Genomic DNA, 14,126 nt, shown 5'->3' with positions numbered 1-14,126 from the left:
ACGTTCGATGACACAATGGCGATGGGTCTATTCGCAGTGACGTGCATCACCGGGCCTCCCCCTGGAAGAATGCTTCCCGTGGAGATCGTGGTGATCGTCGTCGTCTGCGTGCTTGCCATTGCCGGGGCCAACCAGCTCGCGCCGCGGATACGGATCGCAGCACCGCTATTGCTGGTCGCGGTCGGTGTCGGGGTGAGCTACGTTTCCGGAGTTCCAGACATCTCCGTCGATCCGGAGATCATTCTGGTCGGCGTGCTGCCGCCCCTCCTGTACGCCTCTGCCGTCGCGCTGCCAGGCATGGACTTCAAACGCGACTTTCGCGCCATCAGCGGGCTTTCGGTGATGCTCGTCGTCATCAGTGCGCTGGGGGTGGGCCTGCTCTTCATGTGGATCCTGCCGAACGCCGATTTCGCGACCGGCGTGGCGCTCGGCGCCATCCTCAGTCCCACTGACGCGGTGGCCACCACCACTGTCAAGAGGGTCGGTGCGCCGCAACGACTGGTGACCGTCCTGTCCGGTGAAAGCCTGTTCAACGATGCCAGTGCGCTGGTGGTACTCCGCGCCGCGATCGCCGCCATGGCCGCAAGCGTGTCGCTAATCGGGGTTGCCGTGTCGTTCCTGTGGGCCATCGGTGCGGCCATCGCCGTGGGGGCTGTCATCGGGTGGATTTTCATCGCCGTCCGCTCGCGGATCTCCAACGTGGCGGTCGCGACCGCGGTCTCGTTCACCGCGCCGTATATCGCGTATGTGCCCGCCGAGTTGATGCACGCCTCAGGCCTGGTAGCGGCAGTCGCCGCCGGATTGGTCAGTGGTCGATCCTCGCTCCGACGCCTCACCGCAGCACACCGGCAGTCGGACCAGCAGACCTGGCGCACCGTCGAAATCATGCTCGAAGGCGGCGTCTTTCTCCTGATGGGTCTGGAACTAAAAGCCCTCGTCACCGATGTGCACGAAAGCCACGAAACGGTGTGGCATGCCGTCTGGCCCGCGGCCGTCGCCCTCGTTCTGCTGCTGGTGATCCGCTGGGCCTTCGTGATGTCGCTCGTGTGGTCCATCGCTCGCCGCGTGCGGCGCGTCATCGCTCGTGAACCGCTGCTTGAGCGCATGCAAGACCGGCTCGGTGACCGTGATGAAGCCGCAGACCGGTCAACCAGACGCTTCCAGCGACACATCGATCGCAGGCTCGCCGACATCGAGTACTACCGAACAGAATCGATCGGTGTGCGCGAAGGCTACGTCGTGGTGTGGGCGGGCATGCGCGGCGTCGTGACCTTGGCGGCAGCCCAAACCCTGCCCGCCGACACCGACTACCGGTCGTTGCTGATTCTGACGGCATTCGTCGTCGCGGTGGGCTCGCTGCTGATCCAGGGCACCACCCTCGGTGGCTTCATCAAACGATTGAAACTGCCCGACAATTCTGCGGACGCGGCCGACGAACGCCGCAAACTCCTTCGCGTGATGACGGCCATCGGCGACGAAGTACTCACCGACCCGGGCGTGTGCGGAACGGACGGGATCCTCGCTCGCCGCGTGGAGGTGGTGCGCGAACTCGAAGCGAACACCGTCGACGAGGACGACGACTTCGACGGCGACACCGTAGACCTGCGGTTGGACAATGCCGCGGAGATGCGCCGCGTCCGCCGCGTCATCATCTATCGGCAGCGCGCCGAACTGATCGATCTGCGGGACCGGGGCGCCTACAGTTCCGACACGCTCAGCTTTGTTCTCAAACGCCTCGATGCCGAAGAGCTCAGCCTCGACGCCCAGGCAGGGCGGACCTAGTTGCGCTACTTCCCGACGATCACGATGGGCAGCGCCGCGGTGAACCACAGCAACGACAAACCCAACAGCAGCCAGGTGGCACCCTGCCAAATCTGCCAGCGGCCATCGTGTTTGTAGTTGAGGTACGTGCGAACCATCGCGGCAATCGTTCCAAGAATCACCAACACCGCCGAGGCAATGACGAACACGGTGTCGGCAGTGCCGGTCGTGAAGGTCGCGCCAATCACCGCGAGGATGCCGAGACCAATCGTCACAGCGACGTGGATGCCCGCGTCGCGAAGTTCGCGCGGGGCGGTGGTGGTCGACATTGTCAGCTCCTGTGCCGGAAAAACATTTCGGGTGGTTTGCCCTCCAGTGTACGGATTGACACACCCGGGACTTCGTACCGATGCGCAGGCAACGGTCATGGTGAACAATGGGGTTGAGGCCAAATGCGGAAAGCCGTCAGAAGGCACCCGGTCGGCACTCAAGATTTAAACCGAAAACGAAGGAGAGCAGTCGCAAATGAGCTTGATTCTGGTCGGCGTAGACGGATCACCCGAATCGACCAATGCGGTTCGCTGGGCAGCGAATGCTGCGGCGGTCGAAGACCTCGATCTTAAGATCGTGGCCGCGTATAGCTCCACCACCAGTGACTACGCCCCCGGCCTCGTTATCCCGCAAGACGTGATCGACTCGATCCGCAGCGAAGCCACCAACTTTGTGCAGGAAGCGGCCACCGCAGCCCGCGAAGTCGCTCCCGACGTAAAGCTGAACGGTTCGATCGTCGAAGGCGACGCCGCCCGCGTCCTCCTCGAACTCGGCGAGAACGCCCAGATCACCGTTCTCGGTACCCGCGGCCTCGGCAGCGTGAAGGGCCTGTTCCTCGGGTCAGTCAGCACGAGCGTCGCAGCGCACTCGAAGGGCCGCGTCGTGATTGTGCCCGGCGGTGCGCTCGGTGGCGACGGCCCCATCGTTGTCGGCGTCGACGACTCCAAGATCAGCGACCCCGCCGTCGCCGAGGCCTACCGCCAGGCCGACCTGCGCAACAAGAAGCTCGTCGCGGTCCACACGTGGACCCCGCTCGATGCCGATGCCCTGCACGGTTTCGGTCTCGACGAGAAGGAGATCGACGAGATGAGCCAGCAGGCCGTCGAAGCGGTCGCCGAACGCATGGCCGGTTACAGCCAGGATTACCCGGACGTTGAGGTCGAACGGGTGGTCGTGCCGGAGGAGCCCGCCAAAGCGATTCTGGAAGCCGCTGGCGATTCCGCATCGATGATCGTGATGGGCAGCCGCGGCCGCGGTGGCTTCACCGGACTGCTGCTCGGTTCACGTAGCCAGAAGGTGCTCCATCACGCCCAGGTTCCGGTGATGATCGCGCGCCGCTAGCTTTCCCAAACAGCAATCAGGAGTCGGGCACGGGTGCCCGACTCCTGATTGCTTTCTCGGGCTAACGTGGCAGACGATGAAACATCTCCCACGGGGACTGTGGGTCCTGCTGATCGCGAACGCGGTGATCGCCCTCGGCTACGGATTGGTTGCCCCGGCCCTCCCGCTGTTCGCAACCGCATTTGGGGTGTCGTCGGCCGCTGCGGGACTGGTCGTGTCGGCGTTCGCCGCCATGAGGCTGCTGTTTGCCCCCACAAGCGGGCGGTTAGTCACCAAACTCGGCGAACGCAAGATCTACCTGACCGGGCTGCTCATCGTCGCTCTCAGCACCTTGGCCTGCGCTTTCGCCCAGGAATACTGGCAGTTGCTGGTGTTCCGCGCGGCGGGCGGTATCGGTTCGACGATGTTCTCGATCTCCGCCATGGCTTTGCTAATCCGACTGTCGCCGCAAGAAGTGCGTGGCCGCGCCTCCGGGTACTTCTCCGCAGGGTTCCTTGTCGGCAGCCTCACCGGGCCGCTGATCGGTGCGGCCCTCGTTGAATTTGGACTCCGCTTTCCGTTCGTCGTCTACGCGATCGCCCTGCTCATCGCGGCGGCCGTCGTCGCAGTGATGATGCCCGCGCCGCCGCAAGCGAAGCCAAGCGACAAGGTCGACGACGAAGTGGGCCTCGCCGACGCACCGCGATTTATCGCGTCGCTCAAACTCGCCGAATATCGGGCAATCCTGACGTCGAACTTCGCTCAAGGCTGGGCGTCGATGGGCGTGCGCGTTGCGCTCGTTCCGTTGTTTGTCCAGGACGGACTCGGCTACGGCACGGCATGGGCAGGCATCATCCTGGCCTGCTATGCGGCCGGAAACGTGATCGCGATTTTGGTGTCGGGACGACTGTCGGACAAGTACGGGCGGCGGCCCGTCATGATTCCGGGACTGATCGTCGCGATCGCCGGCACCATCGGACTCGGGTATTCACCAAATATCTGGGTGGCTTTGGGCCTGACGGCCATCGCCGGTGTGGGCTCGGGACTGTTCGCGCCGACGCACCAGGCGGCGCTCGGTGACATGCTCGCGGGCAAGCGTCGCGGCGGTTCGGCACTGGCCGCCTACGGTATGGCGTCGGACTGCGGTGCGGTCGCCGGGCCGCTGATAACCGGCATGATTGCTGACGTGTTCGGCTTTGGGCCCGCCTTTGTGGTGACGGGTGTCGTGGTCCTCATCGCACTGCTCGCCTGGCTGGTATCGCCGGATGCAGCTAGGACCAACTTGGCAACCAAATTTGCTGACCCCACTCCACGTTAGAGATCGGGGCACCGGTGAGAATCGGCCACAACCAAACGAAATTGGCGATCACGAGCGCCACAAAGATCGATACCGCCAGCACGCTGATGAGTCGGCGTTCGGACTGTGCGCCCGGCGGCGGCGCACGTAACAGGTCCCCGCACATGAGCGCCAAACCCATCACCAGGAACGGCGCCATTGCGGTGGCGTAGAAGAAGTACATCTGTCGATCGATCTCCAAGAACCACGGCAAAATCGCGGCCCCGTACGCTGCCAAAACTGCGGCATAACGCCAGTCGCGGCGCGAGATAATTCGCCACAGGCCCCACGCGATCATCGGTAGCGCCAACCACCACAGGGCAGGTGTACCGACCAGCATTTGGGCGCGCACACAGTCGGATCCGCCGCACTGGTCCGGGCCGTACGAGATCGCGTACAGCATCGGCCGCAAGCCCATCGGCCACGTCCACGGTTTCGACTCCCACGGGTGATGGTTCCCCGCCGCGTTCGTCAGTCCCGCGTGGAACTCCAAGATTCCGGACTCGTAGTACCAAAACGAGCGCATCGCGGCCGGCACCCACGAGAAGGGGCCGTCGACGCCGACTTTCTCCCCGACCGCGTACCGGTACACCGACGACTCGGAGGCGAACCACGGGGCGAAACTCGCCACATACATCGCGAACGGCAGCAAACCCAACGACGACGCCGACGGCAGCAAATCGCGCCGCAGCACGCCCACCCACGGTCGCTTCACGTGGTAGGCGCGCCGAGTCGCAACGTCGAAACCGAGAGACAGCACCGTGAAAACGATGACGAAGTAAGCACCGGACCATTTGACGCCGCACGCCAAGCCCAGCATGACGCCCGCAGTGAAGCGGTACCAGCGGAAACCGAAGCGCGGGCCAAACGGCGAATCGTCGATCCGGCCCTGCGTCCATACCCGGTGCATGCGGGCCCGCATCTGATCGCGGTCGGCAATCAACGCGGCAAAAGCCAAGGTCACGAACAAGATTTGGAAAATATCGAGCATGCCCAGGCGGGACTGAACAAACAGCACGCCCTCGCAGATCGCAAAGATGCCCGCGATCGCGCCGATCAGCGTCGACCGGGTCATGCGTCGAACGGTCAGGTAGATCGCCAGGACGATGATGACGCCCGACACCGCAGACATGACCCGCCAACCCATCGGGTTGTAGCCAAACATCCACTGGCCAGCTGCCAACATCCACTTACCGACGGGTGGATGCACCACCAGGCCGTAGGCGGGGTTGTCCTCGATGAAGTTGCCGCCGGTCAGGACCTGCCAGCCCTGCGGGACGTAATGCTTCTCGTCGAAAACCGGCGTGCCCTTGTCCGTCGGATGAGTGAGATCCCAAAAGCGCGTCGCAATGGCGATCAACGTGATGACGGCACCGACGATGGTTCCGCGCATCCGGTCCGTTGCGCCGAACACCGGATCTGGCACCCGTGGCCCGGGCGCCGTGCCGAGGTCTTCGGTGAGCGCGCGGTCCACGACGGTCGCTCGGTCGATGGCGGCGGCAGGGGTCACCTGTGCGATGTTAGCCGGATCAGTAGGCTGAGTCGGTGACCAGTACTGACACAGCGGTAAGCGGCGAGCAGGGTGTCGGACGGCTCGTGCTGGCCGGCACCCCCATGGGACAGCCCGGCGACGCCTCGCCTCGACTGCGCGAGGCCCTCGCATCCGCCGACATCGTCGCTGCCGAAGACACTCGCCGGGCGCGGTCGCTGGCGTCGTCGTTGGACGTGGAAATCACCGGACAACTGCTCAGCTACTACGACCAAGTTGAGGCCGCCCGCACGCCCGGCCTCATCGAAGCGATCCACAGCGGGTCGACGGTCCTGCTCGTGACCGATGCTGGGATGCCGTCGGTCAGCGACCCCGGCTACCGTCTCGTCGTTGCCTGCGCGGAAGCAGACCTTCCGATGACGTGTCTTCCAGGGCCGTCCGCCGTCACCACGGCTCTGGCCCTGTCTGCGATGCCGTCTGAACGGTTCTGCTTCGATGGCTTTGCCCCCCGTAAACCCGGCCAACGCCAAGACTGGCTCGCCGAACTCCGCACCCAGCCGCGGACCGTCGTCTTCTTTGAATCTCCGCACCGGCTGGCGCAAACGTTGGCTGACGCGGCAGTCGTACTGGGGCCGGATCGTCGTGCCGCCGTCTGTCGCGAACTGACGAAAACGTATGAGGAAGTCCGGCGCGGAGGGCTCGCCGAACTTGCCGATTGGGCAGCGAACGGGGTGAGGGGCGAGATCACCGTCGTGATCGCCGGTGCCCCCGCCGTCGACGACACCGTCGAACTCACGGATGTGGTGGCACGAGCCCAGGAACTTGCCGAGAGCGGGGTGCGGCTGAAGGATGCGAGCGCCCAAGCTGCCGCGGGCACGCCCTTCTCGCGGCGGGATGTGTACCAGGCGGTGCTGGAGGCGCGGAGCGACAACCAATGACCGCCACCGTCGATCGCAGCTTCGCCGACCGAACCGATGATGTGGTGCGGACCCTGCATCCCGGATACTTCTCGATGGTGATGGCAACCGGGATCATTTCGATCGCGGGGAGCGTGCAGGGCTGGGATGCTTTGTCCGTCGCACTGCTGTGGATCGCTGCGGTGACCTACGTGATCCTCTGGATCCTGACGCTGGTCCGTTTAGTACGCCATCGCGATGCGTTCGCGTTCGACCTTCGTGTGCCCGGCCGGACGTTCGGCTTTTTCACCGTGGTGGCTGCGACCGGTGTGCTCGGTTCGCGGCTGGTGTTTGACGGTCACGTCACCGCCGCGCTGATTCTCCTGGGAACTGCGTTGGCCTTGTTTCTGGTCCTCGGATATACCTTGCCGCCGTTGGCTTTTTCGGCCCGGACCGGTCAACCTCAGCTAGAACGCGCCGACGGCACCTGGTTTCTGTGGGTGGTGGCCGTGCAGTCGGTGGCCGTGTTGGCTGCGGGCATCCAGCCGCACGTGAGTGTTTACCGTGCCGAACTCGCACTGCTTGCGGTGGCCTGTTGGGCCGTCGGAGTCTTCCTCTATATGGCGGTGGCGCTATTCGTGGCGACGCGGATTTTCATGTATCACCCGCACCCCGATCAGTTGACTGGCGCGTATTGGATCGCGATGGGGGCTACCGCGATTACCGTCGTCGCCGGTGCGACGATCGGGCAGATGGCCGATGCGCCGGTCCTGTTGATCACGCGCGGAACCATTGAGGCGGTGTCGCTGTTCTTCTGGGCCTTCGGCACCTGGCTGATTCCGCCTCTGTTGTTCGCCGGTTGGTGGCGGCATATCCGTCACCGGATCCCGCTGCGCTATGACGTATCCGTGTGGGCCATCGTGTTCCCCCTCGGGATGTACGGTGTCGGTTCCCGCCAGATCGGCATCGTCAACACGATGCCCGTTCTCGATAAGATCGGCAGCGTCGAACTCTGGATCGCCGTCGCCGCCTGGTTCCTCACGTTTGCCGGCTTCCTCCTCCAACCCTGGACGAACGCCCCTCGTCGCAAGCCCCGGCCCGCTGTTCCCGCATGATGCGTCGATTCCCGCATTACGTCAGACGTAGTGCGGGAATCGACGCATCATGCGGGAACGGGCAAGGGGGCGGGGTGCGTCAGGCGGAGAAGTCGACGATTGATGCGGCTTTGTCGAGGCATTCTTGCCACTCGGCGGAGGGGGAGGAGTCGATGGTGATGCCGCCGCCCACTCCCAAAGTGAGGTTGTTGCTGGGCGTGATGGCGACCGTGCGGATCGCGACATTCAAATCGAGGAGCCCGTCGGGCCCTGCCACTCCGATAGCGCCGCAGTAAACTCCGCGGGCGTCGCCTTCCCAATCCGCGAGCAGTTCCATCGCGCGAATCTTCGGCGTCCCGGTCACCGAAGCGGGCGGGAACGTCGCGTCGAGCAGCGCGTCATGTCCGACGTCCGCGTTGAGCTCGGCTGCCACCGTCGATACCAAATGCCACACGCCCGGTGCTCCCACAACGGTGAGCAGGTCCGGAACGGTCACCGACCCAATCCGGGCGACGCGGCCAAGATCGTTGCGGACCAGGTCGACGATCATCACATTCTCCGCGATGTCCTTCGACGACGCGCTCAAGACCGCCGGATCGGTCGCAGCTGGGACCGTGCCTTTGATTGGGGACGACGTGACATGGGTACCTCGTCGGTTCAGGAAGGACTCTGGGCTAAAACTGGCGATCGATCCCCACTCGCCGGACAACCAGGCTGATTTAGCGGGGGCCGTCGTCGCCGCGATATCGGCGAAGAAATCGAGGGCGTTTCCGGTCAGTTGGCCACGGAACTGTGTGCACACACACGCCTGGTACACCTCGCCGGCGCGAATCGCGTCCAAACAATGCTCGACGGCGTCAAGATGGGCGTCGCGGCTCGGCGTAGCCCAATCCGTTTGCCACGGCTCGGAGTGGGCCACAGTTTGCCGGGCCTGCCTTACCCAGTCCGGCTGCGGGGCACCGGTGACACTCCGCCACAACCATTCACCGTCCGACAGCAGCAGAACGCCGTCCACCAGCCCGCCAACGACCTCCGGTAGCGGTGATTCGTCGACCCGCACCGGAAACGAGAGTGCACCGAACCAAAACCGGTCCGGGTTCGCCGGTGGCGCGCACCCGGCGACCAGTTTGATCGACGGCGCGATTACCGCGTCGACATCAGCCCAGTCGCCGATGAGTGCGGCTGGCCCAGGCAGCCCAAGTCGCCGCGTGTGCGCGTTGAGCGCGCGGACAACGTCGAGCGCTGAGGGGGCAAAGGGGCTACTTGATGAGCCCGGGGTAACTCCGCGGGCACTCGCGTCGGTGCTAGGCACAGTCTTCGGTGGGGACTTCTTGGCGCGGGAAGACGGGCGAGGGCTTCGGGAGCACCGCGCCCGACACCAGTCGGTCCGTGACCGCCGTGAACTGGCGGGCAGATGGATCGGCGTCCACCGCCAACAAATCCAACAGGGTCGACGTTGAGCCCGGCATCACCGGCTGCGCCAGCAGCGTCACGATCCGAACCACCTCGGCGCACACGTACAAGACGGTGCCAGTGCGGTCCAGATCGGTCTTCGCCAGCTTCCACGGCTCCTGCGATGACACATACCGGTTCGCCTCTGCCAAGACCGACCACAGTGCCTCGATGCCGAGGTGGATGGCCTGCTTGTCGAACTGCTCCCGCACCTTCGGGAGCAGTGCGTCGGCGGCGTCGAGCAATGCCCGATCCTCGGCGGTGAACTCGCCGGGCGTCGGGACCACCGACTCGAAGTACTTGCCGATCATGCTCAGCGTCCGCTGCGCCATGTTGCCGTACTCGTTGGCGAGGTCGGCATTATTTCGGGAGACGATGGCCTCGGCCGAATACGAACCATCCTGCCCGTACGACACCTCGCGGAGGAAGAAGAAGCGGACCGCGTCGAGACCAAATTGCTCGACCAATTCGTTCGGGTCAACGACGTTGCCGACCGACTTGCTCATCTTTTCGCCGCGGTTGAACAGGAACCCGTGCGCGAAGACCCGCTTCGGGACCTCGATGCCAGCGCTCATCAGGAATGCAGGCCAGTACACGCAGTGGAACCGGATGATGTCTTTGCCAATGATGTGGAGGTCGGCGGGCCAGTACTTGGCGAGCGTCGCTTCGTCGTCGGGGAAACCAACGCCGGTCAGGTAATTGGTCAGGGCATCGACCCACACGTACATGACGTGATCGGGTGCGCCCGGAACCTTGACACCCCAATCGAACGTGGTGCGAGAAATCGACAGGTCGTTGAGGCCACCAGCCACAAAGCTGCGGACCTCATTGCGTCGGACATCGGGACCGATGAACTCGGGATGTTCGTCGAAGAGCGCCAGCAGTCGATCCTGGTAGTTCGACAGTCGGAAGAAGTACGTCTGCTCTTCCGTCCATGTCAGGACGTGCCCATTCTCGGTGGCGATGCGTTCGCCAGCTTCGTTGAGGCTGGTCTCGTCGGCGGCGTAGAAGGCCTCGTCGCGGACGTCGTACCAGCCGGCATACGAATCGAGGTAGATGTCGCCAGCCGCTTCCATCCGCTTCCAAATCTCCTCCGAAGCGCGGTGGTGATCGGTGTCGGTGGTGCGGATGAAGCGGCTCAGATCGGTGCCGAGCGTCTGGTGCAGAGTCTCGAAACGGTCGGAGTTCGTTTTCGCGAGTTCTGCCGTCGACACGCCTTCCTTCTCGGCGGTTTGCTGCATCTTCTGGCCGTGCTCGTCGGTACCAGACTGGAACCGGACGTCGAAACCATCCAACGACTTGAACCGCGCCAGCACGTCAGCCGAGATGAATTCGTAGGCGTGCCCGATGTGCGGGGCGCCGTTCGGGTACGCGATGGCGGTGGTGATGTAAAAGGGCGACGACGCGCCAAAAGACTCGCTCGGCATAATACGGTGATTGTACGGGCGAACCGTCAGCGCGCGGACCGCTGGTACGGCTCGCAGCCCGGAGGTGCCTGCGGAGGCGTCCGCTTTTCGACCTTCGGGATGTCCAAGGTGACCGGCGCATCGCTCAACACGAAGCGCTCACCGTGGTGCGCCAACTCGAGGGTCGGACCCGACAACAGTCGATACGTGGCCTTTTCTTGATCGACAGCGACCACGATCCGCGACTCTCGGACCACCATGCGGAACGACATGTACCCGAGTTGGGTTGGCAGGCGCGGGGCAAAGGTGATCTGCCCGTCGAAGTCGCGCATGCCGCCGAACCCGGCGACACAATCGGTCCAGGCACCGGCCAGCGCCGCGATGTGCAAACCCGACGACACATTGTTGTGAAGGTCGTGCAGGTCAGTGAACACGGACTCGCTGAGCAGGTCGTAGGCGAGATCGAGGTAGCCGACCTCGGCTGCCGTGACCGCCTCACAGCAGGCAGACAGTGACGAGTCGCGAACGGTGATGGGGTAGTAGTAGTCGAAGTTCGCCAACTTCTGCTCGGCCGAGAAGCGGTCGCCGAACAGGTACATCGCGAAGACGAGGTCGGCCTGCTTGACGACCTGCTTGCGGTACAGATCGAAGTACGGATAGTTCAACAGCAGGGGGTACCGGTCGCGGGATCGTTCAAAATCCCATTTGTCGAGGAGGGTGAACGCCTCGCATTGCTGGTGAACGCCGAGGGCGTCGTCGTAGGGAATTGTCATGTCGTCCGCGCACCTTGTCCAGTGGGCGGTCTCCTCGTCGGTGACGCCGAGCGCGGCGGAGACGGCTGGCTGCCGTGAGCATGAGGCGACCGCATCGCGGAAGGCCTGCTGCGCGGCCAGGTTCGTGAACACATTGTTGTTGACGATGGCCGTGTACTCGTCGGGGCCGGTAATGCCGTCAATTCGGAAGCGGCCAGCGGAATCGTGGTGCCCGAAGCCAGCAAAGAAGCGGGCGATCTCGACGAGAAGTTCGACGCCGCACTCCACTTCGAAGGCCTCGTCGCCGCTCGCCCGGATGTAGCGGGCCGTCGCGTTCGCGATGTCGGCGGACACGTGAATGCCCGCGGTGCCAGCGGGCCAGTAGCCTGAGCACTCGTCGCCATTGATCGAGCGCCACGGGAACATGGCACCGTCTTGGGCGAGTTCTGCTGCCCGTGCCTTCGCCTGATGCAGGGTGGCGTGACGCCACCGAAGTTCCTCGCCGGCCGCCGCGGGAACGGTGTAAGTGAGCATGGGCAGCACAAAGCTCTCGGTATCCCAGAAGGTGTGGCCGTCGTACCCGGGTCCGGTGAGCCCCTTGGCCGGGATTGCCCGCGACTGCCCGCGCGCACCGGCCTGCAAGACGTGGAACAGCGAGAAGCGCACGGCTTGCTGCATTTCGGGATCGCCGTCGAGTTCGATGTCGGCGTCGAGCCAGAACTCGTCGAGGTAATCGGCCTGCTCCTGCTTCAGCGCGTCCCAGCCGGTTTCCTTAGCCATGGCGAGCGCTGCGTCGACCTGCGACCGCAAAGCCGGTACCGAACGCCGCGCCGACCAGCCGTAACCCATGTACTTGGTCAGCACCAGTTTGGTGCCCTGCGGGACGGTCGCGGCGATGGTCAATCGGGCGAGGTCCCCGTCGGCGCGAATGGTGCAGTCCGCGGTTGACGGGAGTTCGACCTCGTGGTCCATTCCCGCGGCCACCGACAGCTCCGACCGCCGCGTGTGGTGAACCAGGACCGCGGAAAGGCCTTCGCAGTCGGCAAGGTCGGACACCAGCGGCTGCTCGAGGGCGGCCGCGAGGCGGGGGTCGTCCTTGGCGGAGGCACCGGAGATCGGCTCGTTCGCCAGCAGGTCCGATTGCAGGACCAGCTTCATGTCTTCGCCGATGGGTTCGACTTCGTAGCGGATGGCTGCGACGGCGCGTTTGGTGAAGGATACGAGCCGTTCCGAGCGGATGCGGACGGTGCGGCCGGTCGGTGATGTCCACAGGGTGTTGCGCCGAAGGGTGCCGGTCCGGAAATCAAGGACGCGCTCGTGTTCGACGGTGCGGCCGTACCGCAAGTCCATCGGCTCGTCTTCCACGAGGAGGCGGATGACCTTGCTGTCGGTCACGTTGACGACGGTCTGCCCGGATTCGGGGTAGCCGTAACCACTTTCGGCATACGGCAGGTCGCGTAGTTCGTAAAAACCGCTGAGGTAGGTACCCGGCAGATCGACGGGCTCGCCCTCTTCAAAGCTCCCGCGCAAACCAATATGCCCGTTGGAGAGCGCGAAGAGGGTTTCGGTGCGGCCGATCATGTCGATGTCGAGGCCGCGCCACCGCAACTGCCAGGGGCTCACGTCGAAGCCCTCAGCCGGATGCATGCCGTGGTGGGGCACGTTGACCGGGTCGGTGTGGCTCGACGTGTCGCCGTGCGTGGTGTGGGCCAATTCGCTGGTGGTCGGCTCGATCACAGGCAGTCCTTCGTTGACGGGAGCATGCTCGCGGATAGGACGTCAGTTGTCGGCAACAGCACTGTTGCCGGTCAACTAGTCATCGCCACTTAACGATTCAACGCCACTTAATAATTCATCAAGGTCGCCAACGACGATAGAGGCACCGGCGGCCCGCATGGCCGCAGACTGGCCGCCACCGACGCGATCAATTCCCACGACGTAACCGAAGTCACCGGCGGCACCCGCCTGAACCCCGGAAATCGCGTCTTCGAAGACTGCCGCGGCGGCGGGTGGAACGCCCATCAGTTCCGCGCCGCGAAGGTACGAATCGGGAGCTGGTTTCCCGGCGAGTTGCTCGTCGATAATCGTGTTGCCATCGACGCGCTGCTCGACGAACTCCGACAGCCCGGCCGCAGCCAGGACTTGCTCCCCATTGCGGGAACTGGTCACGACCGCGATGTGCAGACCGGCGTCCCGGGCAGCGTGCAGGTAGCGGACCGAACCGGGATAGGCGGTGACGCCGTCGCGTTCGAGTGCAGCGAGGAAGGCGTCATTCTTTCCGGTGGCGATCGCATTGGCCTGAGCATCGTCAAAGGCTTGGTTGCGCGATTTCAGGAACGACCGCACGCCGTCCATTCGGGGGCGCCCGTCGACGTAATCGAAGTAGTCCTGATCGGTGAACGGTCGCAGTTCATCGGTGCGGTCAGCGATGTCGCCGCCCGCGCGGTCGCGCAGGAAGGCGTCAAAAGCGTTGGCCCATGCGACGCGGTGAACGGAGGCGGTGTCGGTGAGGACGCCGTCAAGATCGAAGAGGGCGACGGTGACGTCGCGTGGAAGTCCCAGCACCCTT

11 protein-coding genes are annotated in these 14,126 nt (G+C 64.3%); 5 read left to right on the top strand and 6 right to left on the bottom strand.

The window, feature by feature from the left end; translation table 11 throughout:
• Positions 1 to 78 precede the first annotated feature (78 nt).
• Positions 79 to 1,782, top strand: coding sequence for a cation:proton antiporter (locus tag AC1L34_RS10135; protein ID WP_424296364.1), 1,704 nt, complete (start codon positions 79 to 81; stop codon positions 1,780 to 1,782).
• 5 nt (positions 1,783 to 1,787) lie between these two features.
• On the opposite strand, the gene AC1L34_RS10130 is transcribed toward AC1L34_RS10135, so the two are convergent.
• Positions 1,788 to 2,090, bottom strand: a complete 303-nt coding sequence (locus tag AC1L34_RS10130) for a hypothetical protein (protein ID WP_424296362.1) — start codon at positions 2,088 to 2,090, stop codon at positions 1,788 to 1,790.
• Between the two features lie 196 nt (positions 2,091 to 2,286).
• Here AC1L34_RS10130 and AC1L34_RS10125 point away from each other — a divergent pair, with 196 nt between their 5' ends.
• Both AC1L34_RS10125 and AC1L34_RS10120 read left to right on the top strand, forming a co-directional pair.
• Entirely contained in the window at positions 2,287 to 3,153 is an 867-nt protein-coding gene (locus AC1L34_RS10125; RefSeq protein ID WP_424296361.1) for a universal stress protein, read from the top strand.
• A gap of 76 nt (positions 3,154 to 3,229) precedes the next feature.
• On the top strand, positions 3,230 to 4,450 hold the full coding sequence (locus AC1L34_RS10120) for an MFS transporter (protein WP_424296343.1): 1,221 nt from the start codon (positions 3,230 to 3,232) through the stop codon (positions 4,448 to 4,450).
• On the opposite strand, the gene AC1L34_RS10115 is transcribed toward AC1L34_RS10120, so the two are convergent.
• Complete coding sequence (locus AC1L34_RS10115; RefSeq protein WP_424321921.1) at positions 4,404 to 5,942, bottom strand: dolichyl-phosphate-mannose--protein mannosyltransferase; 1,539 nt, start codon at positions 5,940 to 5,942, stop codon at positions 4,404 to 4,406. The two genes, AC1L34_RS10120 and AC1L34_RS10115, sit on opposite strands and share 47 nt — an antisense overlap.
• A 140-nt stretch (positions 5,943 to 6,082) precedes the next feature.
• Between AC1L34_RS10115 and rsmI the strand changes: the two genes are divergently transcribed.
• A complete protein-coding gene (gene rsmI / locus AC1L34_RS10110) occupies positions 6,083 to 6,895 on the top strand; it encodes a 16S rRNA (cytidine(1402)-2'-O)-methyltransferase (RefSeq protein ID WP_480035329.1) in 813 nt (270 codons plus the stop codon).
• On the top strand, positions 6,892 to 7,968 hold the full coding sequence (locus AC1L34_RS10105; RefSeq protein WP_480034737.1) for a tellurite resistance/C4-dicarboxylate transporter family protein: 1,077 nt from the start codon (positions 6,892 to 6,894) through the stop codon (positions 7,966 to 7,968). Before rsmI ends, AC1L34_RS10105 begins: the two co-directional genes overlap by 4 nt.
• Positions 7,969 to 8,047: 79 nt before the next feature.
• Here AC1L34_RS10105 and AC1L34_RS10100 read toward each other — a convergent pair whose 3' ends face one another.
• The 4 genes from AC1L34_RS10100 to AC1L34_RS10085 form a co-directional block, all read right to left on the bottom strand.
• Entirely contained in the window at positions 8,048 to 9,259 is a 1,212-nt protein-coding gene (locus AC1L34_RS10100) for an aminodeoxychorismate synthase component I (protein WP_480034736.1), read from the bottom strand.
• Positions 9,252 to 10,826 (bottom strand): methionine--tRNA ligase, encoded by a 1,575-nt coding sequence (gene metG / locus AC1L34_RS10095; RefSeq protein ID WP_480034735.1) that lies wholly within the window; start codon positions 10,824 to 10,826, stop codon positions 9,252 to 9,254. The genes AC1L34_RS10100 and metG overlap by 8 nt, the downstream gene beginning before the upstream one ends.
• A gap of 26 nt (positions 10,827 to 10,852) precedes the next feature.
• The gene (locus AC1L34_RS10090) at positions 10,853 to 13,204 is read right to left on the bottom strand and encodes a glycoside hydrolase family 65 protein (protein ID WP_424293846.1); all 2,352 of its coding nucleotides are present in this window, start codon (positions 13,202 to 13,204) and stop codon (positions 10,853 to 10,855) included.
• 165 nt (positions 13,205 to 13,369) lie between these two features.
• Positions 13,370 to 14,122 (bottom strand): HAD family hydrolase, encoded by a 753-nt coding sequence (locus tag AC1L34_RS10085; protein ID WP_424293843.1) that lies wholly within the window; start codon positions 14,120 to 14,122, stop codon positions 13,370 to 13,372.
• Between the last annotated feature and the right edge of the window lie 4 nt (positions 14,123 to 14,126).

Source organism: Gordonia sp. 34D (genome assembly GCF_056682775.1).
Note: the sequence above shows the minus strand (reverse complement) of the source record. Positions and strands in the feature narration are given on the sequence as shown.